General features: G+C 52.4%; 18 protein-coding genes. 8 read left to right on the top strand and 10 right to left on the bottom strand.

The annotated features are described in order from the left end of the window. Positions 1-18 precede the first annotated feature (18 nt). Positions 19-1,674 carry an HTH-type transcriptional regulator SgrR gene (gene sgrR / locus ABLV75_RS14900; protein WP_004108174.1) on the bottom strand — a complete coding sequence of 552 codons (1,656 nt, stop codon included), beginning with the start codon at positions 1,672-1,674 and terminating at the stop codon, positions 19-21. 87 nt (positions 1,675-1,761) lie between these two features. Between sgrR and sgrT the strand changes: the two genes are divergently transcribed. Together sgrT and ABLV75_RS14910 are read left to right on the top strand one after the other, a co-directional pair. Then, positions 1,762-1,914 (top strand): glucose uptake inhibitor SgrT, encoded by a 153-nt coding sequence (gene sgrT, locus ABLV75_RS14905; RefSeq protein ID WP_004108171.1) that lies wholly within the window; start codon positions 1,762-1,764, stop codon positions 1,912-1,914. Positions 1,915-2,142: 228 nt separating this feature from the next. Next, a complete protein-coding gene (locus ABLV75_RS14910; protein ID WP_004108168.1) occupies positions 2,143-3,327 on the top strand; it encodes a sugar efflux transporter in 1,185 nt (394 codons plus the stop codon). 46 nt (positions 3,328-3,373) lie between these two features. Here ABLV75_RS14910 and ABLV75_RS14915 read toward each other — a convergent pair whose 3' ends face one another. Then, on the bottom strand, positions 3,374-4,684 hold the full coding sequence (locus ABLV75_RS14915) for an MFS transporter (protein WP_004108165.1): 1,311 nt from the start codon (positions 4,682-4,684) through the stop codon (positions 3,374-3,376). 231 nt (positions 4,685-4,915) lie between these two features. On the opposite strand from ABLV75_RS14915, the gene ABLV75_RS14920 reads away from it, so the two are divergent. After that, a complete protein-coding gene (locus ABLV75_RS14920; protein WP_004108162.1) occupies positions 4,916-5,812 on the top strand; it encodes a LysR family transcriptional regulator in 897 nt (298 codons plus the stop codon). A gap of 38 nt (positions 5,813-5,850) precedes the next feature. On the opposite strand, the gene aroD is transcribed toward ABLV75_RS14920, so the two are convergent. From aroD to leuA, 8 genes are all read right to left on the bottom strand, one after another. Beyond that, positions 5,851-6,606, bottom strand: a complete 756-nt coding sequence (gene aroD / locus ABLV75_RS14925; RefSeq protein ID WP_004108159.1) for a type I 3-dehydroquinate dehydratase — start codon at positions 6,604-6,606, stop codon at positions 5,851-5,853. Positions 6,607-6,639: 33 nt separating this feature from the next. After that, the gene (locus ABLV75_RS14930; protein WP_004108157.1) at positions 6,640-7,854 is read right to left on the bottom strand and encodes an MFS transporter; all 1,215 of its coding nucleotides are present in this window, start codon (positions 7,852-7,854) and stop codon (positions 6,640-6,642) included. Between the two features lie 11 nt (positions 7,855-7,865). Next, positions 7,866-8,729 carry a shikimate dehydrogenase gene (locus ABLV75_RS14935; protein ID WP_004108154.1) on the bottom strand — a complete coding sequence of 288 codons (864 nt, stop codon included), beginning with the start codon at positions 8,727-8,729 and terminating at the stop codon, positions 7,866-7,868. A gap of 10 nt (positions 8,730-8,739) precedes the next feature. Next, complete coding sequence (locus tag ABLV75_RS14940) at positions 8,740-10,773, bottom strand: FAD-dependent oxidoreductase (protein ID WP_004108151.1); 2,034 nt, start codon at positions 10,771-10,773, stop codon at positions 8,740-8,742. A gap of 405 nt (positions 10,774-11,178) precedes the next feature. Beyond that, complete coding sequence (leuD, locus tag ABLV75_RS14945; protein ID WP_004108149.1) at positions 11,179-11,784, bottom strand: 3-isopropylmalate dehydratase small subunit; 606 nt, start codon at positions 11,782-11,784, stop codon at positions 11,179-11,181. A 10-nt stretch (positions 11,785-11,794) separates the two neighbouring features. Further along, positions 11,795-13,195 carry a 3-isopropylmalate dehydratase large subunit gene (leuC, locus tag ABLV75_RS14950; protein ID WP_004108147.1) on the bottom strand — a complete coding sequence of 467 codons (1,401 nt, stop codon included), beginning with the start codon at positions 13,193-13,195 and terminating at the stop codon, positions 11,795-11,797. 2 nt (positions 13,196-13,197) lie between these two features. After that, the gene (leuB, locus tag ABLV75_RS14955) at positions 13,198-14,289 is read right to left on the bottom strand and encodes a 3-isopropylmalate dehydrogenase (RefSeq protein ID WP_004108145.1); all 1,092 of its coding nucleotides are present in this window, start codon (positions 14,287-14,289) and stop codon (positions 13,198-13,200) included. After that, positions 14,289-15,860 carry a 2-isopropylmalate synthase gene (gene leuA / locus ABLV75_RS14960; protein ID WP_004108142.1) on the bottom strand — a complete coding sequence of 524 codons (1,572 nt, stop codon included), beginning with the start codon at positions 15,858-15,860 and terminating at the stop codon, positions 14,289-14,291. The genes leuB and leuA overlap by 1 nt, the downstream gene beginning before the upstream one ends. 786 nt (positions 15,861-16,646) lie before the next feature. On the opposite strand from leuA, the gene leuO reads away from it, so the two are divergent. The 5 genes from leuO (at position 16,647) to mraZ (ending at position 22,495) form a co-directional block, all read left to right on the top strand. Beyond that, positions 16,647-17,615 (top strand): transcriptional regulator LeuO, encoded by a 969-nt coding sequence (leuO, locus tag ABLV75_RS14965; protein WP_097365569.1) that lies wholly within the window; start codon positions 16,647-16,649, stop codon positions 17,613-17,615. A 391-nt stretch (positions 17,616-18,006) separates the two neighbouring features. Further along, on the top strand, positions 18,007-19,731 hold the full coding sequence (ilvI, locus tag ABLV75_RS14970) for an acetolactate synthase 3 large subunit (protein WP_004108124.1): 1,725 nt from the start codon (positions 18,007-18,009) through the stop codon (positions 19,729-19,731). A gap of 2 nt (positions 19,732-19,733) precedes the next feature. After that, positions 19,734-20,225, top strand: a complete 492-nt coding sequence (gene ilvN / locus ABLV75_RS14975; protein WP_004098573.1) for an acetolactate synthase small subunit — start codon at positions 19,734-19,736, stop codon at positions 20,223-20,225. A gap of 179 nt (positions 20,226-20,404) precedes the next feature. After that, positions 20,405-21,409 carry a catabolite repressor/activator gene (gene cra / locus ABLV75_RS14980; RefSeq protein WP_004098577.1) on the top strand — a complete coding sequence of 335 codons (1,005 nt, stop codon included), beginning with the start codon at positions 20,405-20,407 and terminating at the stop codon, positions 21,407-21,409. Positions 21,410-22,036: 627 nt separating this feature from the next. Then, a complete protein-coding gene (gene mraZ, locus ABLV75_RS14985) occupies positions 22,037-22,495 on the top strand; it encodes a division/cell wall cluster transcriptional repressor MraZ (protein ID WP_004108122.1) in 459 nt (152 codons plus the stop codon).

The following is a 22,495-nucleotide window of genomic DNA, read 5'->3' on the forward strand; positions in this document are numbered from 1 at the left end:
GTCAGCGGACTGAAAGCATTACGGCTCCGGCGGCGCGAACCACGCGGATTTAAAGTCAAACCAGCCGAGCGTGTTCATGCGTACGCCGCGCATACTGCGCTGCCCCTGGATCATCAGCCAGTGGTGAATGAGCGGCACCACGGTTTGATTGGCCAACAGCTGCTGGCTCCAGGTCGCCGGATTCAGCTCACCCGCGCGCCAGCGAGCGGCGTCCTGCTCCCAGTCGATGGGGATACAATTGCGAATCAGGGGAACTTCATACAGCCAGGCAAACAGGGAGAAATCGATCGGCAGCGTAAAGTTGGCGCTGTTGAGCCATACGTCGCTGACCACCTCACCGCGGTGCCACTCCTGATACTCCAGTTCCTGGATCTCCAGCTTAACCTGATGCTCGGCCAGCAGCGTCGCCATGATCCCGCCCATCACGCGATGCTCGACGTGGTCCTGGTAGTAGGTCAGCCTGACCGTTTCAAGACCGGGCGGTTTTTCACAGGCGTGGCTGCGCGCATGATGCCAGCGGGGCAGCAGGCCATACGCCGGGAACCAGTTGCCCTGATAGTGCTCACCCGCGTGATAGAGCAGATTAGCGGGCTGGAATACATAGCTTAGCCACTGGCGTACCGCGCTGTTCGCGCCGAGCGGGCTACGGGCATCGAACAGCAGGTAATAACACCCCTCTTCCAGACGGCTTTCCACCGCCTTTTCGCTTTGCGTGGTGCCCTGTAACGTTAACCCACCGTTGGGCTCTTCGCTGATTTCCGGCAGAACCCAGACGTTCACTTCATCGATCAGCGCCCGGTAGCCGAAATAGTCATCGAAGGCGTGAATTTTGAGCTGGTTCTGATTATTACGCACAACCGAGTAAGGCCCTGTCCCCACGGGGATGCTGGAGAAATTCTCCATCGTTCGCCACTCATGCGGAAGGATCATGGCCGGTACCTGGCTTAACAACCACGGTAGCCAGCGGTCGGGTTGGCTGAGATGAATGTCGAGAGTCCAGGCGGTGGGGGAGTCGATACGCTCGATGTGAGAGAAGAGCGGCAGCGTGTTACTGCGCTGCAGGGAGGTGATGACATCCTCCATCTCCAGCTCACGCCCATGGTGAAAATGAATGCCTGGACGCAGAAAAAAACGCCAGTGGGTCGGCGCGATCTGCTGCCAATGGTGAGCAATATCGGCTTCCAGTTCCCCATTTTCCTCATTTACTCGCGTCAGGGCGCTAAAAATCTGCCGGGCAATATGGGTTTCCGAGCGGCGCAGCGCGCTGCCGGGCAGCAGATTTTTCATCGGCCGGTAGTAGAGCACGCGCAGGATATGCCGACCCTGGCGAAAGCTGCGGCCTAAATGGGAAACCAGCATTTGGCGGACGGCGGCTTTATCGCCAACCAGCTGCACCAGCTGATCGATTCTGTCCTGCTCCAGCAGATCTTCCGCCCTCTGCTGCTGCAGCGCGAGACCGGTATAGAGAAAAGCGAGCCGGGAACGCTTGCCGCGTCCGGCCTCCGCCTCCCAGGTCAGCCAGCCGCGCGCCTCCATCATGTTGAGTAAGGTACGCATATGACGACGCGAGCAGCTTAGCATCTCTGCCAGTTCATTCAGCGTTGTCTCCTGCGACTTGCCGTCGCAGCACTGCCACAGGCGGATGAACTGCTGTTGTAAACGACCGGAAGACATAAAAGGGGAACTCCTGATAAAAACTCAGCAATTTATTACTTCCTATATTAAGTCAATAATCAACGCCGATGAAGCGAGGAGGTGAATATGATGGGGTCAACCATTAAACAGTTCTACCAACGCTACTTTTCTGCGACGCAGGATGCGTCCTGGCTGGCCCGCCTGATGGCAGGAAGACAGCAGGAAATTCTCGGCGAACTGATGCAGTGGGGAGTTACGTCGCAGGCCTCTGATCATTGACTTGCAGACATCATGTGTGACTGAGTATTGGTGTTATACTCGTCGTCTTTCAAGCTGCAGGTGCGTTGGCTGCGCCCGCTCGCCCAGGTCACATAGTTATCTATGTTCCCAGGGACTTACGTTCTGGCCGCCTGCCCGCAACTCGAAATCCATAGAGTATAGAATCACCCGCCAGCAGAAAACTTCTGCTGGCTTTTTTCGTTTTCTTCGCGTGCTTAAGGATATTTCATGCTGTGGTTAATGACGATGGGTCGACGTCTTAACGGCGTTTACGCCGCTTTTATGCTTGTCGCTTTCATGATGGGAATCGCAGGCGCGCTGCAGGCGCCGACGCTCAGCTTATTTCTCAGCCGCGAAGTGGGCGCGCAGCCTTTCTGGGTAGGGCTATTCTATACGGTTAACGCCATTGCCGGCATACTGGTCAGCCTGGCGCTGGCTAAGCGCTCCGATAGTCGGGGCGATCGCCGACGGCTGATTATGTTTTGCTGCCTGATGGCGGTGGGAAACGCGCTGCTGTTTGCTTTTAATCGCCACTATCTGACGCTGATTACCTGCGGGGTTATGCTGGCCTCCGTGGCGAATGCCGCGATGCCGCAGCTTTTTGCCCTCGCGCGGGAATATGCTGATAGCTCGGCGCGTGAAGTGGTGATGTTCAGTTCGATAATGCGTGCGCAGCTCTCGCTGGCATGGGTTATTGGCCCGCCGCTGGCCTTTATGCTGGCGCTGAACTACGGCTTCACCACCATGTTTTCGATTGCTGCCGGGATCTTTGTTATTAGCCTGGCGCTGATTGCCTTCAAGCTGCCCTCGGTCGCCCGCGTTGAACAACCCTCGGAAGGCGCTGAAGTTCTGGTACAGGCCGGAGGATGGCACGATAAAAACGTACGCATGCTGTTTATTGCCTCGACGCTGATGTGGACCTGCAACACCATGTATATCATTGATATGCCTTTGTGGATCAGTAGCGATCTTGGCCTTCCCGATAGCCTCGCGGGGATTCTGATGGGCACCGCCGCCGGGCTGGAGATCCCGGCGATGATCCTGGCGGGCTATTACGTTAAGCGCTGGGGGAAACGCAAGATGATGGTGACTGCGGTGGCGGCGGGCGTGCTGTTTTATATCGGTCTGATTCTGTTTCACGACCGCGTGGCGCTGCTGGTGTTACAGCTGTTTAATGCCGTGTTTATCGGCATTGTTGCCGGCATTGGCATGCTGTGGTTTCAGGATTTGATGCCCGGACGGGCGGGCGCCGCGACGACGCTGTTTACCAACAGTATCTCTACCGGGGTGATTCTGGCCGGGGTGATTCAGGGCGCACTGTCGCAAAGCTATGGGCACGCCAGCGTCTACTGGACAATTGCCGCTATCTCGCTGGTGACGCTATTTATGACCAGCCGGGTGAAAGATATCTGATTGTCGTTACCGCCCCGGCTGGCTACCGGGGCAGCGTCCCGGCGGGTTATTTCAACACGATCCTTTTTATATCGCCGATAATAAAAATATAAGCGATAACGCCAATCAGCGCGGTTAATCCGATATAAATCAACGCGTAGAAAAAATTACCGGTCATGGATATGATGACCCCGATAATTAACGGGGTAATAATTGACGCCATATTTGCACAGAAGTTGAAGATCCCCCCGGTGAGTCCGCCCATGTTTTTAGGCGCTATGTCTGAAATAAGCGTCCAGCCGAGTCCAACCATGCCCTGACCAAAAAAAGCGATCGACATAATAATAATAACAGCGGTGTTACTCTCGACCCAGTTAGCAATGATGATGCAGCTCGAAAGCAGCAGCCCGGAAATAATGGGTAGCTTTCTGCTAATATTTACGGAACGGGTTTTCTTTAAGATTTTATCGGATACCCAACCGCCGAAAAAGATACCGATAGCCGCGGCCAGGAACGGCCAGGAGGCGAAGAAACCCACGTGAAGCCACGGTAAATGGCGTTCGTTAGCCAGATAAGTGGGAAACCAGGTCAGGAAGAAAACCAGCGTGGTGTTACCGGCAAACTGCCCCAGGCTGGCGCCGATAATCTGTCGGCAGCACAGCAGGCGTTTGGCATCGGGCCAGTTAAACGGGATATTTTCATCGGCGCTAGCCGTATTTTCTACGCCGATATATTCCAGCTCTGCTTTATTTGCAGTCTTTGACTGATGCGGTTCATGATAAAATTTCCACCACACAAAAGTGAATGCAATGCCCAGGCCGCCGGTCAGGAAAAATAGCGTTCTCCAGCCATGATGCTCCAGAATTAAAAAAAGTAGCGGAGAGAATGCGGCAAGTCCAATATATTCACCGACGGTGTAAGTCGCCGTTGCCCGAGCGCGTTCATGCTGGGGAAACCATTTACTCACGACCCGACTATTCACCGGAAAGCAGGGGGCTTCACTGATGCCTAAACCTAATCGCAGCAGCAGCAATGATTTTAAGCCTACGGAAAAGCTTTGTAATAGGGTAAAGGTTGACCAGAAGAATATAGAAAGCGCGTAAGTTAATTTATTACCGAAGCGATCTAAAAACATTCCCCCGGGAATTTGCGCCAGCGCGTAGGTCCAGGCGAAAGCGGAAAAAACGATACCCATCATCGCCGGGTCGATATGGATTTCGCTCGTTAACTTAGGTGCAACAATACCTAAAATAGTACGATCGAGATAATTTATCATCGTCCCGATCGATAGTAACATTAAAATTACAATTCGTGTTTTAGTTCGCTTTTGCGTGGCCGACGGCAAAATCGGCCGTTCCTGAGCATTGAGTGTCCTCATAGAGAGTTCCTTTAAAGTTTAAAATATTTTTGCATGTATTTATGCATGCAGAAATACTCTGCTTAAGTATTGACTCTATCGATGATTGGTCATGCCTTGTTACCCCTGGAACGAAATGGTAAAACAATATTTGATATGACTCCGATATTTCTCCTTTCCGGCTCATCATAGATAGCTTGTATGGTATATTAAGCGCATTAGTTTTATTTTTATATTATACGAGCAAAAATAATGAACCTAAAGCAACTTTATTATTTTAAGCGACTGGCAGAAACTGAGCATTACACTGAAGCTGCCTCCAGCCTTTTTATCACCCAACCGTCCCTCAGCCATGCCATATCTGAACTGGAGAAAGAGCTGGGAGTGGCGCTATTTGCCAGGAAAGGGCGCAATGTCAAGATTACGCAGAATGGTAGGCGCTTTCTGCCCTACGTGGAAGATGCGCTGGCCTCGTTAGAAAATGGCCGTATGACGTTGCAAAAAAATAGCGCTGAGAACAAAGAAAATATTCGCATTGCATTTATTTATACCATGGGCGAATATGTTGTTCCGCAGTTAATTAACAAATATTCGCTGTCACCATCTCGTCACAATGTGACATTTTCTTTTACTCAGGGAACCTCGTTAACCCTTCTCCAGGAACTGAAAGCCGGAAAAAGCGATCTGGCTATTTGTTCCTATATTGCGGATGAACCGGATATTGACTTTATTCCTATTATTCAACAAGAACTGGTCGTAGTGACGGCAAAAGATCATCCTCTGGCCAGGCTTTATGAAAATGAAGTCGACCTGGTGGAGACGATCCACTACCCCTATATCTATTTTTCAGAAAATAGCGGTCTGCGACCTTTTATTGATAACGTGTTTATGCAGCAAAAACTAGTTCCGGATATTGCCTGCTACGTTGATGAGGATACGGCGATGGCGGGGCTGGTTAGTATTGATTACGGTATTGCGATTATGCCGAGAATTTCCGCGCTGTCGTATTACAACGTGCATATCCTGACGATCAAAAATGCCATTCCTCCGCGTTATATCTATCTGGCGACCATGAAGGAGCGGGTACTTTCCCCGGCCATTCAGTCATTTAAAGATGTCATTATTAATGACAGCCAAAAAATCAGATAACAAGATGCCCGGAGGGTGACCTCCGGGCGATGGTTTCATCAGGAAAGAATATCCATCAGCTCACGCAGCTGGGTAATGGCGATTTGCCCTGGCGCAGAAGCCTGACCGACGGTGCCAAAGGTCATTGCTGAACCGAACAAACGGCCGGTTACCCGGCTCACGCCGCCGGATTTACCCATCGACATCGTGATTAATGGGCGAGTGGCATACTTCTCTTTCATCGTCAGCGTTGCCGAAAGCAGGGTCAGAACATCTTGCGGCGACTGTGGCATAACCGCGATCTTCGGCAGGTCAGCACCAAGATCCTGCATGCGACGCAGACGGTAGATGATATCTTCCTGAGCTGGCGTTTTATGAAAATCGTGATTGCTCATGATAACTTTAACGCCCGCAGCGTGGGCATCGCTCACCAGCGAGCGAATTTGCGCTTCGTCGTTGAACAGCTCGATATCAATCACGTCGGTCAGACCGCTAACGGCCGCCTGGCGATTCAGCTCAAAATAGGCTTCGTCGCTGATTTCCGTTTCGCCACCCTCTTTTTTGCTGCGGAAGGTAAACAGCAGAGGAATCTCTTTCAGCAGCTGGCGAATTTCGCCCAGCGCCAGCAGAACCTGCTCAGTTTCTCTGACCTGGGTGAAGTGATCGACGCGCCATTCGATAATATCGGCTCCGGCGGTAGCCAGCGCGCGTGCGTTAGTCTGCAGCTCGGCAAGCGTTTTGCCGATCAGCGGTACGCAGATTAAGGTTTCCCCTTCCTGGAAGGTGATGTTTTTTACTGTTACTGCTTTAGTCATGTTGGTATCCATTATTCTTTTTGTCATTGACCATCAGGCGGTTGCTGCAACGCGGGATGTTTTTGCAGCGGCGCGAACCTGAAGCTGACGATAACCGATGTACAGGGCGATCACAAAGCCGACGATAGCGATCAGAAGATCGAACCACATAATGCTGGCGATACCAATCTTCGACAGTTTTGCCGTAATTAGCGGGATCGTAAAGCTGGCCAGACTTCCTGCGGTATAAAAGATCCCGGTGGCTTTGCCTTTCCCGTTCGGAAAGCTCATGGCCATGATGGTCGCGCCTATCTGCAGCACGCCGCCTGCGGCGGCAAAGCCGATGATAAAGGCAAAGCCGGTCACAATCATTGGCGTCGGGAACAGGCAAACGATCAGCAGTGAAATCATCGACAGGAAAGTGTAGATGATCATAGCGACGGCTGAGCTGAATACCTCTTTAACAAATGCCGCAGTGACAAATACGCAGGTCAGTGAACCGGCAGTATAGACGCTCAAGAGTTTAATAGCCGACTCGTGAGGTATGCCTGCAACGAACTCGCCGTACTGCGCTAACCACTGGCTTACCAGATAAAAAGTCGCCATACCGATATAACCGTACAGGGTAAAGATGACCATATCCAGTTTGCCGGCGTCCGCCTGCGGAGCGGCGGCGGCAGTCACTGATTTCTCTGCGGTTTCCTTTTTCGCCCGATGATCCGGGAAAGGCATTTTTATCAGGTAGACCGCGCTCAGGATCATTAATGCTGCAGCGATGATAAACGACCACCCGTACCACATATTCGCCCATATCAGCGCACCGATAATGAACGGCAGCAGGAACTGCCCGGCAGAGACAAAGGCTTTGATCAACACATTAGCCCGGCTGGCGGAGTTAGGGAAAGACTCCATCAGCGCCGGATAGGTACCGGAGTCGAGGAAGCTGTTCGCCAGGCCCGCCATAATGCCGCAGCAGTAGGCCAGATAGATGTTTTTCGTCAGCAGAATACCGAGGAAGAACACCACATAACTGGCTATGCCGAGATAGATAAAGGGTTTACGACCAAAACGGTCGGACAGGAATCCTGTCACGATCGTGGCGAGCTTACCGATCCCGAGCGACGAGATAACGATGGAGACGCCGGCAGCGTCGGTTCCCCATTGTTCCTGCAGATTCGCCATATTGAGGGTAATTAACAAAACCCCCATACCGTGGATCAGATAGTTAAGATATAGCCCAGCTGCCGTTGGGACATATTGATTTTTCATCGCGCCCATCCTTAGAACAGGATATTTTTGACGTGTTCAACCGGCATTTCTTTGCCTGTCCAGATTTCAAAAGCGCGCGCGCCTTGCCAGAGCATCATCCCCAGACCGTTGATGGTGCGGCAGCCTTTTTTCTCAGCCACTTCCAGCAGATAAGTTTTGCGCGGGTTGTAGACCACGTCAGAAACGATCAGGTCCGGGCGCAGGAAGCTGTCGTCAGGCAGCAGCATCTGGCCTTCAAACGGTTTCATCCCCACGCCGGTGGCGTTGGTCAGAATGACGCTGCTGTCGATTTCCGCGCGCAGTTTGTCATGATCGTCCAGATCGAACAGGTGGATCTCGCAGTTGGTGTTATTACGGATTTTGGCAACGGTCTGTTCTGCGTTGGCGAAGAATTTATCTTTGCGGTTGAAGATGGAGATCGCTTTGACGCCATCAAGCGCGGCCTGAACGCAGAGCGCGGTTGCCGCACCGCCAGCGCCCAGAACGGTCATCTTTTTGCCGATGATATCAATGCCTTCTTCTTTGAGCGCGCGCATATATCCGGTGCCATCGGTGATATGGCCGGTCAGGACGCCATTGTCGTTCACCACGGTATTCACCGCGCCAACCAGTTCTGCCGCCGGCGAGAGTTTGTCCAGATACTGGCAAATCTCCGTTTTGTTCGGCATGGAGACGTTACAGCCGCGCAGTTTTAATGCACGAAAACCCTGTACGACATCTTTCAGCTCTTCATTACCTACTTCGAACGCCAGATAAACGTAGTCCAGTCCCAGATGGGCAAAGGCTTCGTTATGCATAGTCGGCGACATGCTGTGACGAATCGGGGTCGCAATCAGGCCAATCAGCTCGGTGTGTCCAGTAATACGTTCTGCCATGATAAAGTCCTCAATATGTTAGAAATGGAATTTTTGTCGATTCGCGGTTGCCGAGAGCGCCCATATCTTCGAGGGTGTCCAGCACGTTGCGCCCTTCGCGCACGCCATCAATGATTCGCCGGGCCATCAGGCTGTCGCCGATGTTCATTATTTTTACGTTATTGGCTCTGGCCCATTGTTCAATCTCAGTGAGACCGGCGGTATTGGCGCGCATTCCCAGGCAGACGAAGCCGTAATCAAAAGGAATGTCAAAGGTGCCATCCGCATTTTTAACGGTGAAATGCGTTGGGGTGACGGCAACCAGCTGCGTACGCATGTGCTGTTCCACGTGATGTTCATCGAGCATGGTCAACATGGCATTTTTAGTAATGATGTCCAGGTCGCGTCCCGGCGCGTCCTGCATCTCGATAAGCACGGCGCTGGCGCCGCGCGCGGAGAAGTATTCAATAACATCCAGACCTACGGCGCCTGCGCCGACGACAGCGATGCGTTTACCTGTAGCATCGGCAAACTGGTCCAGATGATGAATCATGTTGGTGATGGAGAAGACGTTTCCGCCTTCGACATCGATGTTCTCGCGCAGTCCTTCAATTGGCGGCAGCAGAGGAACTGAACCGGTTGCGTTGACGATTAAATCCGGGCGAAGAGCGGAAACGGATGCCACGGTGGCGCGCTTGCCGACCTGCAGCATCAGGTTATCGAGCGAGGCGATACGGTTTTTCATAAACTGCGGAAAATCGGCGATACGCTTTTTCTCCGGCAGCAGGGAGATCTCGCTGGCCAGTCCGCCGATGCTGTGCTTCTCTTCCAGCAGCCAGGTATGGCAGCCGACTTCCGCCGCGGTGCAGGCCGCTTCCATTCCCGCCGTACCCGCGCCGATAACCACGACGTTGGTATCGCGGATAACGCGCTGCTGTTTATAGGCATCGCCGTGGATAATATCCGGGTTAATCGAGCAGCGCAGAGGGCGGGAGCGGGCGATGCGGTGATCCGCGCAGCCGATGTTGCAGGAGATGCATTTCCGCATCAAACGCTCGTTACCGCTCTGCACTTTTTGTACCCACTCCGGCTCGGCGATCAGTCCGCGGCCAATGGCTATCAGGTCAGCATCGCCGCTGGCGATAATATCTTCAGCGACTTTCGGGGTACGGATATTGCCGGCAATTACCGTTGGCTTGTGGAATTTGTCGCGTACCGCACGGGAGAGATAGCGCTTCCAGCCATCTTCCAGAGACATCTGGTCAATCTGGAAATTCAGGTTGTCGTTTTGCGCGGCGGAGACGTTGATAATATCGACTTTCTCCTGGCACAATTCGAGGATCCGCAAGGAATCTTCGAGCGTATTCCCGCCCTCCAGGAAGTCATCGGCGCTAATACGCAGGCTGACCGGGAAACGCGGACCAACGCAGGCGCGTACCTTATCGACGATTAAGGTTAATATTCTGGCGCGATTCTCTACGCTGCCGCCAAATTCATCGGTACGCTTATTAAACAGCGGTGATAAAAACTGACTAATTAAATAAGAGTGGCCGGCGTGAATTTCCACACAGTCGAAACCAGCGCGGCGAACGCGCTCCGCAGCATCACCAAACTTATCGACGGCATGATATATCTCGTCGTGCGTCATCGGACGGGGAATATTACCGTTCTTTTTGGACGGCGTGCTGGAAGAGGAAAGCGGCATTTCGCCGTTCAGGCGATATGCATAGGCCGATGCGCCAGCGTGGTTTAATTGAATACCGACGCAGGCGCCGTGTTTATGTAAGGTTTCGGTTAATTTGAACAGGCGCGGAATATACTGATCGTTATCGATACGCAGCTGGGTTGTGCCATTAGAAGCGAATGGAAAATCGATACAAATATTCTCGATAGTGATGAGTCCTGTGCCGCCCCGCGCGCGTAGCTCATAGTAGTCAATCTGTTCCTGAGTGACTTCACCGTTCAGGCTCGCCAGGTTGGTCCCCATTGGCGGCATAATGATGCGGTTTTTTATTGTCATCCCGTTAATGGTCAACGGGGAAAAAAGATGGGGGTAGTGGCTCATATGCTCTCTCCACTGGATGCCTGATGGCCGCTATTGGGCGATCCTGGCCGGTCCAAAGTTAATATTTCTCTGTGGGGAAAGATAACGAGGCGTCCAATAGAAAAATAATGCTTTTTTTTGCGTGGAGCTATAGGGGGACTCTATGGGATTAACATTCGATTCACATATTCATGTTTTTATCTTAAATATTTCAATCGAATTTTTACTTGTACTTGTGGAATGACACAAAAAAAGTAGGTGAATGATTGAATAGATGCCCAATTGATAATGATTTATTTTTTTATCGGCAAATTTTTCTATCTATCAAATCAGTCTGGATATTATATATGTGCGCTAGATCTCATTTTCATCGGCAGAAAAAAGCCCGGATGTTCGTCCGGGCTGAGATAGCAATGGCGGTTCGCCTTAATTCATAAAAGCCGGCAGTTTTTTCTCATAGGCCGAGATGGCCTCTTCGTGCTGCAGGGTCAGACCGATGCTGTCCAGGCCGTTAAGCATGCAGTGGCGGCGGAAAGCGTCAATTTTAAAGCTCCAGGATTTATCGCCAGCTTTCACGACCTCGGCTTGCAGATCGACTTCAAACTTAATGCCGGGCTGAGACTGGACCAGCTTAAAGAGCTCATCAACCTGTTCTTCGCTCAGCGTGACCGGCAGCAGCTGATTGTTAAAGCTGTTGCCATAGAAGATATCGGCGAAGCTGGGCGCGATGACGACTTTAAAACCGTAATCGGTCAGCGCCCACGGCGCATGCTCGCGGGAGGAGCCGCAGCCGAAGTTTTCTCGCGCCAGCAGGATAGAGGCGCCTTTATACTCCGGAAAGTTCAGCACGAATTCCGGGTTAGGCTGTTCGCCTTTATCGTCCAGGAAGCGCCAGTCGTTAAACAGATGGGCGCCAAAACCGGTACGCGTGACTTTCTGCAGAAACTGTTTTGGAATGATTGCATCAGTATCGACGTTCGCGGCATCCAGCGGAACCACCAGGCCGGTATGTTGGATAAATTTCTCTGCCATGAGGGTTTCCTTATTTCAAGCTACGGATATCGGCGAAATGACCGGTAACGGCCGCCGCGGCTGCCATGGCCGGGCTAACCAGATGGGTGCGCCCGCCGCGGCCCTGACGGCCTTCAAAGTTACGGTTGCTGGTGGAAGCGCAGCGCTCGCCCGGATTCAGGCGGTCGTTGTTCATCGCCAGGCACATAGAGCAGCCGGGTAAACGCCACTCAAAACCGGCTTCAATAAAGATTTTATCCAGACCTTCCGCTTCGGCCTGCGCTTTCACCGGGCCGGAACCAGGAACGACCAGCGCCTGAACGCCCGGCGCCACTTTACGGCCTTTAGCGATCTCGGCGGCCGCGCGTAAGTCTTCGATGCGCGAGTTGGTGCAGGAACCGATAAAGACTTTATCAATCGCTACTTCGGTTAACGGTACGCCAGATTTCAGCCCCATATAGGCCAGCGCTTTTTCCGCGCTTGCGCGCTCTACCGGGTCGTTGAACGATGCCGGATCCGGGATGATGTCGGTGACGGATATCACTTGCCCTGGGTTGGTGCCCCAGGTGACCTGCGGAGCAATATCTTCCGCCTGCAGCGTGACAACGCTGTCAAACGTCGCGCCATCATCGGTAGTCAGGGTCTTCCACCAGGCGACGGCTTCGTCAAAATCCTGGCCCTTCGGCGCGTGCAGACGGCCTTTCACGTAATCGAAGGTGGTTTGGTCTGGCGCCACCAGGCCCGCTTTCGCGCCCATTTCGATCGCCATATTGCACAGAGTCATACGGCCTTCCATGCTTAAATCACGGATGGCTTCGCCGCAAAATTCGACAACATGACCGGTGCCGCCGGCGCTGCCGGTTTTACCGATAATCGCCAGAACGATATCTTTGGCGGTGATGCCTGGGGCTGCTTTACCCTTGACCTCAATCTTCATGGTTTTGGCGCGGCCCTGCTTCAGCGTCTGCGTTGCCAGAACGTGCTCGACTTCGGAGGTGCCGATACCGAATGCCAGCGCGCCGAATGCGCCATGGGTTGCCGTATGGGAGTCGCCGCAGACGATGGTCATGCCCGGCAGGGTCACACCCTGTTCCGGCCCCATCACGTGCACGATGCCCTGGTAAGGGTGATTCAGGTCATACAGTTCAACGCCGAACTCTTTGCAGTTTTTAATCAACTCCTGCATCTGGATACGCGCCATTTCGCCGGAGGCATTAATGTCTTTAGTTTGCGTCGATACGTTGTGATCCATCGTGGCGAAGGTTTTACCCGGCTGGCGTACCGGACGTTTATGGGCGCGCAGGCCGTCAAACGCCTGCGGCGAGGTCACCTCGTGAACCAGATGACGGTCAATGTACAGCAGCGGGGTTTCGTTTTGCGCTTCATAAACGACGTGAGCATCAAACAATTTTTCGTATAACGTCTTCGCCATGATTACACCCCTTCAGCGACATAGCGGGCAATGATATCGCCCATTTCATCGGTACTGACCGCCGCCGCACCGCGCGCTAAATCGCCGGTACGTACGCCTTCTTCTAATGCGCGGTTGATCGCGTTCTCAATCGCAGTGGCCGCGTTGTCGGCATCCAGGCTGTAGCGCAGCAGCAGCGCCAGCGAGAGGATCTGCGCGATAGGGTTAGCGATGTTTTTGCCGGCGATATCCGGCGCGGAGCCACCTGCTGGTTCATATAAACCAAAGCCTTGCTCGTTGAGGCTGGCTGACGGCAGCATGCCCATCGAACCGGTAATCATGGCGCATTCGTCAGACAGGATGTCGCCGAAAAGGTTGGAACACAGCAGAACGTCGAACTGAGACGGATCTTTAATCAGCTGCATGGTGGCGTTGTCGATGTACATATGCGACAGCTCAACGTCAGGATACTGCTTACTGATTTCACTAACGATTTCACGCCATAAAATAGAGGACTGCAGGACGTTAGCCTTATCAATAGAAGTCACTTTGTGACGACGTTTACGGGCGGATTCGAAGGCAATGTGCGCGATACGCTCAATCTCGAAGCGGTGGTATACCTCGGTATCAAATGCTTTTTCATGCTGACCGCTACCTTCGCGACCCTTCGGCTGGCCAAAGTAAATGCCGCCGGTCAGTTCACGCACGCATAAAATGTCGAAGCCGTTGGCGGCGATATCGGCGCGCAGCGGGCAAAACTCTTCCAGCCCCTGATACAGCTTAGCCGGACGCAGGTTGCTGAATAATTTAAAGTGTTTCCGCAGGGGCAGCAGCGCACCGCGCTCCGGCTGCTCAGCGGGCGGCAGATGCTCCCATTTCGGTCCGCCAACGGAGCCGAACAGAATTGCGTCAGCCTGCTCGCAGCCTTCAACGGTAGACTGAGGCAGCGGAGTGCCCTGACGATCGATGGCGATACCGCCAACGTCATGCTGGCTGGTGGTAATGCGCATATCAAAACGGTTGCGAACGGCTTCCAGTACTTTCATTGCCTGGTTCATGACTTCCGGGCCAATACCATCACCTGGTAAAACAGCAATATGGTAATTCTTCGACATTACACGGTTTCCTTATTGTTCTCTTTATTCTGAGCTTTGCGTTGCAATTCTTTTTCGACTTCAGCGGCGCGCCAGATATTGTTCAGGACGTGAACCATCGCTTTCGCGGAGGATTCCACGATGTCCGTCGCCAGGCCAACGCCGTGGAAGCGGCGGCCGTTGTAGTTTGCCACGATGTCCACCTGGCCCAGCGCATCCTTGCCCTGACCCTTGGCGTTCAGGTCATATTTGACCAGCTCAACCTCATAGCCGGTGATGCGGTTAATCGCCTGGTAGATGGCGTCAACCGGCCCGTTGCCGTTGGCGGCCTCAGCTTTGGTTTCTTCGCCGCAGACCAGCTTCACGGAGGCGGTTGCGATGTCGCTGGAACCGGACTGCACGCTGAAGTAATCCAGACGGAAATGCTCCGGTTCTTCCTGCTGTTTGTTAATAAAGGCTAACGCTTCCAGGTCATAGTCAAATACCTGGCCCTTTTTATCCGCCAGCTTCAGGAACGCTTCATACAGGTGATCCATGTTGTAGTCGCTGTCCTTATAGCCCATCTCTTCCATACGGTGTTTCACCGCCGCGCGGCCGGAGCGGGAAGTCAGGTTCAGCTGTACCTGGTTCAGACCGATAGATTCTGGCGTCATGATTTCGTAGTTTTCGCGATTCTTCAGCACGCCATCCTGGTGAATACCGGAAGAGTGGGCGAAGGCACCGGTACCGACGATCGCTTTGTTGGCAGGAATCGGCATATTACAGATCTGGCTGACGGTCTGGCTGGTACGCCAGATTTCCTGGTGATTAATGCGGGTGTGCACATTCATAATGTCTTTGCGCACTTTAATCGCCATAATCACTTCTTCCAGCGAGCAGTTACCCGCGCGCTCGCCGATGCCGTTCATTGCGCCTTCAACCTGGCGAGCGCCGGCATGGACCGCGGCGAGGGCGTTACCCACCGCGATACCCAAATCGTCATGGGTATGGACGGAGATAATGGCTTTATCGATATTGGGAACGTGTTCGTACAGGCCGGTTATGATATTGGCGAATTCGAACGGCATGGTGTAGCCGACGGTATCAGGGATATTGATGGTCGTTGCGCCGGCATTTATCGCGGCTTCGACGACGCGGGCCAGATCGGCAATCGGCGTACGGCCAGCATCTTCACAGGAAAACTCAACGTCGTCAGTGTAGTTGCGGGCGCGCTTAACCATATAGATGGCGCGTTCAATCACTTCATCCAGATTACTGCGCAGCTTGGTCGCGATGTGCATCGGTGAGGTGGCGATAAAGGTATGAATACGGAAGGCTTCCGCGACCTTCAGCGATTCCGCCGCAACGTCGATATCTTTCTCAACGCAGCGGGCCAGCGCACAAACGCGGCTGTTTTTGATGGTGCGTGCGATGGTTTGCACGGATTCAAAATCGCCCGGGGATGAAACCGGAAAACCGACTTCCATCACGTCAACGCCCATCCGCTCCAGGGCCATAGCAATCTGCAGTTTCTCTTTCACACTCAGGCTGGCTTGTAACGCTTGTTCACCGTCGCGTAAGGTTGTATCGAAAATAATGACTTGCTGGCTCATGGTTTAGATCCTTGGTCTGTGTCCTGGCGCCTTGCTAGCGAGCATAAAAAAACCCGCGCATTGGCGCGGGTTTTATAGTCTTGCTGGAAGATGACTTAACGATGAACGTCGCCCAACAGCCTACCGCGCAAAATGGATGCGTTTAGTAGTAGTAGGCTGAGAAAGCGAATGCTGCGAATCATTGCGTCATGCTCCAGATGAAATCGTTATGCTTTTAGAGTTACTGGATATGGGTTTTGATGTCAACCCCCGGGCGTAGAAAACGTCTTTTTACCTAACAGGCGCATTAGCTAATTGTGCTGACGATCGCGCTTTTTGGCCGATGATCCTTTTTTGGACATCACTTCATGTTGAGTTATTTTCACCATTTGATAATTTTTATTTTCAATTGAATCTTCATGGATATCGCTGTCGCGCAGGATGATATCCTGATGAAAATTATAAACTTATTTGTTTTGTGAATGTGTTTGTGAATATGATGGTTCATTATCAATGATAATAAAATGTGAATTTTAAGGATGGCTTAAGCTGATATTTTAATAATGCTTAAGTTAAAGTTAACCACTGCTGTTATTGTTTATTTTTGATATTTATGGGTACACTTGATTTTATCAAGTAAACAATATGGTTTAAGTGGTCGCGGGTACTTTCAAATGCAGACTTTTCGTCGCCACTCATAACCTTGATATATTCCTAAAATTCATCTTTGCCCTTTTGTAAATGTCATATGCATGATAAATGATATTCTGAGAATTAATTACTGCACTTTGGCAAAGGGAATTTAGCGTGACAGTGGAGTTAAATATGTTAAATGAAGGTACTGAATATAAGTCGACCTCTGAGGTAGAAAACACAAAACCCCAGCTGCGGATGGTCGACCTCAATCTGTTAACCGTATTTGATGCGGTAATGCAGGAGCAAAATATCACCCGTGCGGCGCACTCTTTGGGAATGTCCCAGCCGGCGGTCAGCAATGCGGTCTCGCGCCTGAAAGTGATGTTTAATGATGAGCTGTTTGTTCGTTATGGGCGCGGCATCCAGCCTACGGCGCGGGCTTTCCAGCTATTTGGTTCCGTACGGCAGGCTCTGCAGCTGGTGCAAAACGAATTACCGGGCTCGGGCTTTGAGCCGCTCAGCAGCGAGCGGGTCTTTAATTTATGCGTGTGCAGCCCGCTGGATAACGCTTTAACTTCGGTTATTTTCAACAAAGTTGGCGAGATTGCGCCCAACATTCATTTGGTCTTTAAATCGGCATTGAATCAAAACACAGAACATCAATTACGCTATCAGGAAATTGAATTCGTTATTGGTTATGAAGAGTTTCGTCGTCCTGAGTTTGCCTGCGTACCTTTATTTAAAGATGAAATGGTACTGGTGGCAAGTCGCAAGCATCCGCGTATTTCCGGTCCGCTGATGGAAAATGATATTTATCAGGAGGAGCACGCCGTTGTTGCTCTTGATCGTTACGCATCATTTAGTCAGCCATGGTATGACACTGCGGATAAACAGTCTCGTATTGCCTATCAAGGCAACGCAATGGTTAGCGTATTAAACGTTGTTTCCCAAACCAATATGGTCGCTATCGCGCCGCGCTGGCTGGCCAGCGAGTTCGCCGATAAGCTGGATTTGCAAATATTACCTCTACCGTTGAAGGTCAATAGCCGTACCTGCTATCTCTCCTGGCATGAAGCGGCAGGCCGCGATAAAGGCCATCAGTGGATGGAAGAATTGCTGGTGAGTATCTGCCAGCGCTAAACTGTCGCAATACAAACGGGGGCTTCGGCTCCTGCTTTGTGTGACAAAAATCACTAAATGCAGAATTTTATTCTGTTTGCATTGTTCGGTAACCAACGCGGTCAGATAAAAAATGGATGATTTGCTGCTGTTGGTTATTTTCCCCGAGCATTGACTATCATATTTTCTTATCGCCGAAGTTTTTCACCGTGTTTTACCTGCGAATCTTTCTTTTATTCTTTTAATGCCGGTCAAGCGCCGACGCTCGCCAATTGCCTGCCCGTAAGCGAGCAGTTATGGTAACGGCATGCAGTCTATTCATCTCAATGCGAAGCTATTGCGCTTCGTCTTGTGCGAGCGCGCGGAAATCGGATTCCGCTGTCGTTAAAAACAATAAGCCGGGAGGCAAACCATGGAGATGTTGTCAGGAGCCGAAATGGTCGTCCAGTCGCTGGTCGATCAGGGCGTCAAGCAGGTGTTCGGTTATCCCGGGGGCGCGGTCCTCGATATCTATGATGCGTTACACACCCTTGGCGGAATCGATCACGTTCTGGTCCGTCATGAGCAAGCGGCCGTTCATATGGCGGATGGTCTTGCTCGCGCAACGGGCGAAGTCGGAGTGGTACTGGTGACCTCGGGCCCGGGGGCGACCAACGCCATCACCGGCATTGCGACGGCTTATATGGATTCCATCCCGCTGGTGATTCTTTCCGGCCAGGTCGCGACCTCCTTAATCGGTTACGATGCTTTCCAGGAGTGCGACATGGTTGGCATCTCCCGACCGGTGGTAAAGCACAGCTTTCTGGTTAAGCAAACCGAAGATATTCCCGGCGTACTGAAAAAAGCGTTTTGGCTGGCCGCCAGCGGGCGCCCTGGTCCGGTCGTCGTGGATTTACCGAAAGATATTCTCAACCCGGCTAAAAAACTGCCCTACAGCTGGCCGGATACGGTTAGCATGCGTTCTTATAATCCGACGACGTCCGGTCATAAAGGGCAGATTAAGCGAGCGCTGCAGACGCTGATAGCGGCAAAAAAACCGGTCGTTTATGTAGGGGGCGGGGCGATCAATGCGCAATGTGAACCGCAGCTATACGCGCTGGTTGAGAAACTGAAGTTACCGGTAGCTTCATCGCTGATGGGGCTGGGCGCTTTCCCTGCGTCGCACCAGCAGGCATTAGGGATGCTGGGCATGCATGGGACCTATGAAGCCAATATGACCATGCACAATTCCGACGTGATTTTCGCCGTTGGCGTGCGCTTTGACGATCGTACGACGAATAACCTGGCCCGCTACTGTCCGAACGCTACGGTGCTGCATATTGATATCGATCCGACTTCGATATCCAAAACCGTTCCTGCCGACGTGCCTATTGTGGGTGACGCTCGCCTGGTGCTGGAACAGATGCTGGAGCTGCTCGAACACGAGGAGACACAGCAGCCACTCGATGAAATTCGCGACTGGTGGCAGCAAATTGAACAGTGGCGCGCGCGTCACTGCCTGCAATACGACACGCAAAGCGGCAAGATTAAACCGCAGGCGGTTATTGAAACGATCTGGCGGCTGACTAACGGCGATGCGTACGTAACGTCCGACGTCGGTCAGCATCAGATGTTCGCCGCTCTCTATTATCCTTTCGATAAACCGCGGCGCTGGATCAACTCGGGTGGTCTGGGAACCATGGGGTTCGGCCTTCCTGCTGCGCTTGGCGTGAAGATGGCGCTGCCGGAAGAGACGGTCATTTGCGTCACCGGCGATGGCAGTATCCAGATGAATATCCAGGAGCTCTCCACCGCGCTGCAGTACGAGCTGCCGGTGCTGGTGCTGAACCTGAATAACCGCTACCTCGGGATGGTGAAGCAGTGGCAGGATATGCTCTATTCGGGCCGCCATTCGCAATCCTATATGGAGTCACTGCCTGATTTTGCCCGCGTAGCGGAAGCCTATGGCCATGTGGGCATTCGTATTAGCGACCCGCAGGAACTGGAAGCGAAACTCGCTGAGGCGCTGGCGCAGGTGCGTAACAATCGACTGGTTTTTGTCGATGTGACGGTTGATGGCAGTGAGCATGTATACCCTATGCAGATCCGCGGCGGCGGTATGGACGAGATGTGGCTGAGCAAAACGGAGAGGACCTGATTATGCGCCGGATATTATCAGTATTACTGGAGAACGAATCGGGTGCTTTATCCCGCGTGATCGGCCTCTTTTCCCAGCGTGGTTATAATATTGAAAGTCTGACGGTAGCGCCGACGGACGATCCGACGCTCTCCCGCATGACGATTCAAACCGTTGGTGATGAGAAAGCCATTGAGCAGATCGAAAAGCAGCTGCATAAGCTGGTCGACGTTCTGCGCGTTAACGAGCTTGGGCAAGGCGCGCACGTAGAGCGTGAAATTATGCTGGTGAAAGTGCAGGCGAGCGGCTATGGACGCGATGAGGTGAAGCGCAATACGGAAATCTTCCGCGGGCAAATTATCGATGTCACGCCGTCTATCTATACTGTTCAACTGGCGGGAACCAGCGACAAGCTGGATGCGTTTTTGGCTTCTCTGCGCGACGTGGCGCGAATTGTTGAAGTCGCCCGCTCGGGCGTGGTTGGTTTATCTCGCGGTGACAAAATCATGCGTTGAGCCCTGAAACTGACGTAAAAATAGCCCGACACAGCGTGCCGGGCTATTTTTTTGCGAATTCGGTGGGAACTGTGGACTAAAGCGGTTGCTGCGCTTACTTTTCTGCGCTTAGATGTTATAAAAACGAGCTCGTACCTGAAGAATGGTTATGTTCTGTACTTATTACCCAAGGGGCAATTGTGAAACTGGATGAAATCGCCCGGCTGGCCGGCGTCTCGCGAACGACCGCTAGCTATGTGATTAATGGTAAAGCGAAGCAGTATCGCGTTAGCGATAAAACTGTTGAAAAGGTGATGGCGGTCGTTCGTGAGCACAACTATCACCCCAACGCGGTTGCTGCAGGCTTGCGTGCAGGACGTACGCGTTCTATCGGTTTGGTTATCCCGGACCTGGAAAACACCAGCTATACGCGCATCGCTAATTACCTGGAGCGTCAGGCGCGCCAGCGCGGCTATCAGCTATTGATCGCTTGCTCCGAGGATCAGCCGGATAACGAAATGCGCTGTATTGAGCATCTGCTGCAGCGACAGGTCGACGCGATTATCGTTTCCACCTCATTACCGCCTGAACATCCGTTCTATCAGCGCTGGGCTAACGATCCTTTCCCGATTGTCGCCCTCGACCGCGCTCTCGATCGAGAACACTTCACCAGCGTAGTTGGTGCCGATCAGGATGATGCCGAAATGCTTGGTGCGGAGCTGCGTAAGTTTCCCGCTGAAACGGTGCTGTATCTCGGCGCTTTGCCGGAGCTTTCCGTGAGCTTCCTGCGCGAGCAGGGATTCCGTACGGCGTGGAAGGACGATCCCCGAGAGGTACATTTCCTCTATGCAAATAGCTATGAGCGAGAAGCCGCGGCCCAGCTTTTCGAAAAGTGGCTGGAAACTCATCCGATGCCTCAGGCGCTATTTACAACTTCATTTCCGTTACTGCAGGGGGTGATGGACGTTACGCTGCGCCGGGAAGGGAAGCTGCCTTCTGAACTGGCCATTGCCACTTTTGGCGATAACGAGCTGCTGGATTTCCTCCAGTGCCCCGTTTTGGCCGTGGCTCAGCGCCACCGCGATGTCGCGGAACGCGTGCTGGAGATCGTGCTCGCCAGCCTTGATGAACCGCGGAAGCCCAAACCGGGTTTAAGCCGCATACGGCGCAACCTTTATCGTCGCGGCAGCCTGAACCGTCGCTGAGCGCAATACCAGGATTATTCGTAGAAAATTCGCCAGACGGAGACGCGTCTGGCGATAATCTGGATAAATGACGTAAAAATTGCAGGGTTAAGGATCTTTCAGACAAATCCTTAATCTTCCTGACATCTCTTTTAATTCTATTCTTAGCGCCATTTATTTAGCGGTTTAATTAACCGATAAAAGGATTAGCGTATTTATTTGTATTATTTTGTTACATTCGGTGGATGAGTTGCTGAATTAACACTCATTTCCTCACGCTTATGCTCGCCAAAAGCGCTGTACCCCGCAGTAAGAGAGCCTCCCCAATGAAAACTGGTGCTGTTAACGGTCATCAGAATGGCCTAAAATGCCGCTCGCGTCGCAAACTGACACTTTATATTTTCCCTCAGAAGATATTTTGCTGCTTTTAACTGTTACAAGTTTGTTGGTTGTTTTCTTACCGATATTCATAACGTTAATTTGCCTCGTTTGTTGGTTGATTTTTCCTCAGGGCGAATATCGGCTGTAAATAATGGGTTTTTGAGCTCTGTTGGCATTCGTGCTGGCTTGACAAGCTTTTCCTCCGCTCCGTAAACTCCTTCTTGTGGGAATTTGTGGGGTAAAGTGGCGAAAAGGGGTGAGGCTGGCATGTTCCGTGGGGCAACGTTAGTCAATCTCGACAGTAAAGGCCGTTTGGCCGTGCCGACGCGCTACCGCGACGGGCTGATCGAGGACGCTTCCGGTCAATTGGTGTGCACCATTGACATCCATCACCCATGCCTGCTGCTTTACCCTTTGCCTGAGTGGGAAATCATCGAGCAAAAATTATCGCGTTTATCGAGCATGAACCCCACCGAGCGGCGCGTACAGCGTTTGCTTTTGGGACATGCCAGCGAATGTCAGATGGATAGCGCCGGGAGGCTATTAATAGCCCCGGTGCTGCGGCAACATGCCGGGCTGACAAAAGAAGTGATGCTGGTCGGGCAGTTCAATAAGTTTGAGCTGTGGGATGAAACGACCTGGTATCAACGGGTCAAGGAAGATATCGACGCTGAGCAGTCCGCTTCCGGGGAACTGTCGGAGCGCCTGCAGGATTTGTCTTTGTAA

The organism is Klebsiella sp. CN_Kp066, assembly GCF_040065135.1.
In the GTDB taxonomy this organism is placed as follows: Bacteria; Pseudomonadota; Gammaproteobacteria; order Enterobacterales; family Enterobacteriaceae; genus Klebsiella; species Klebsiella oxytoca.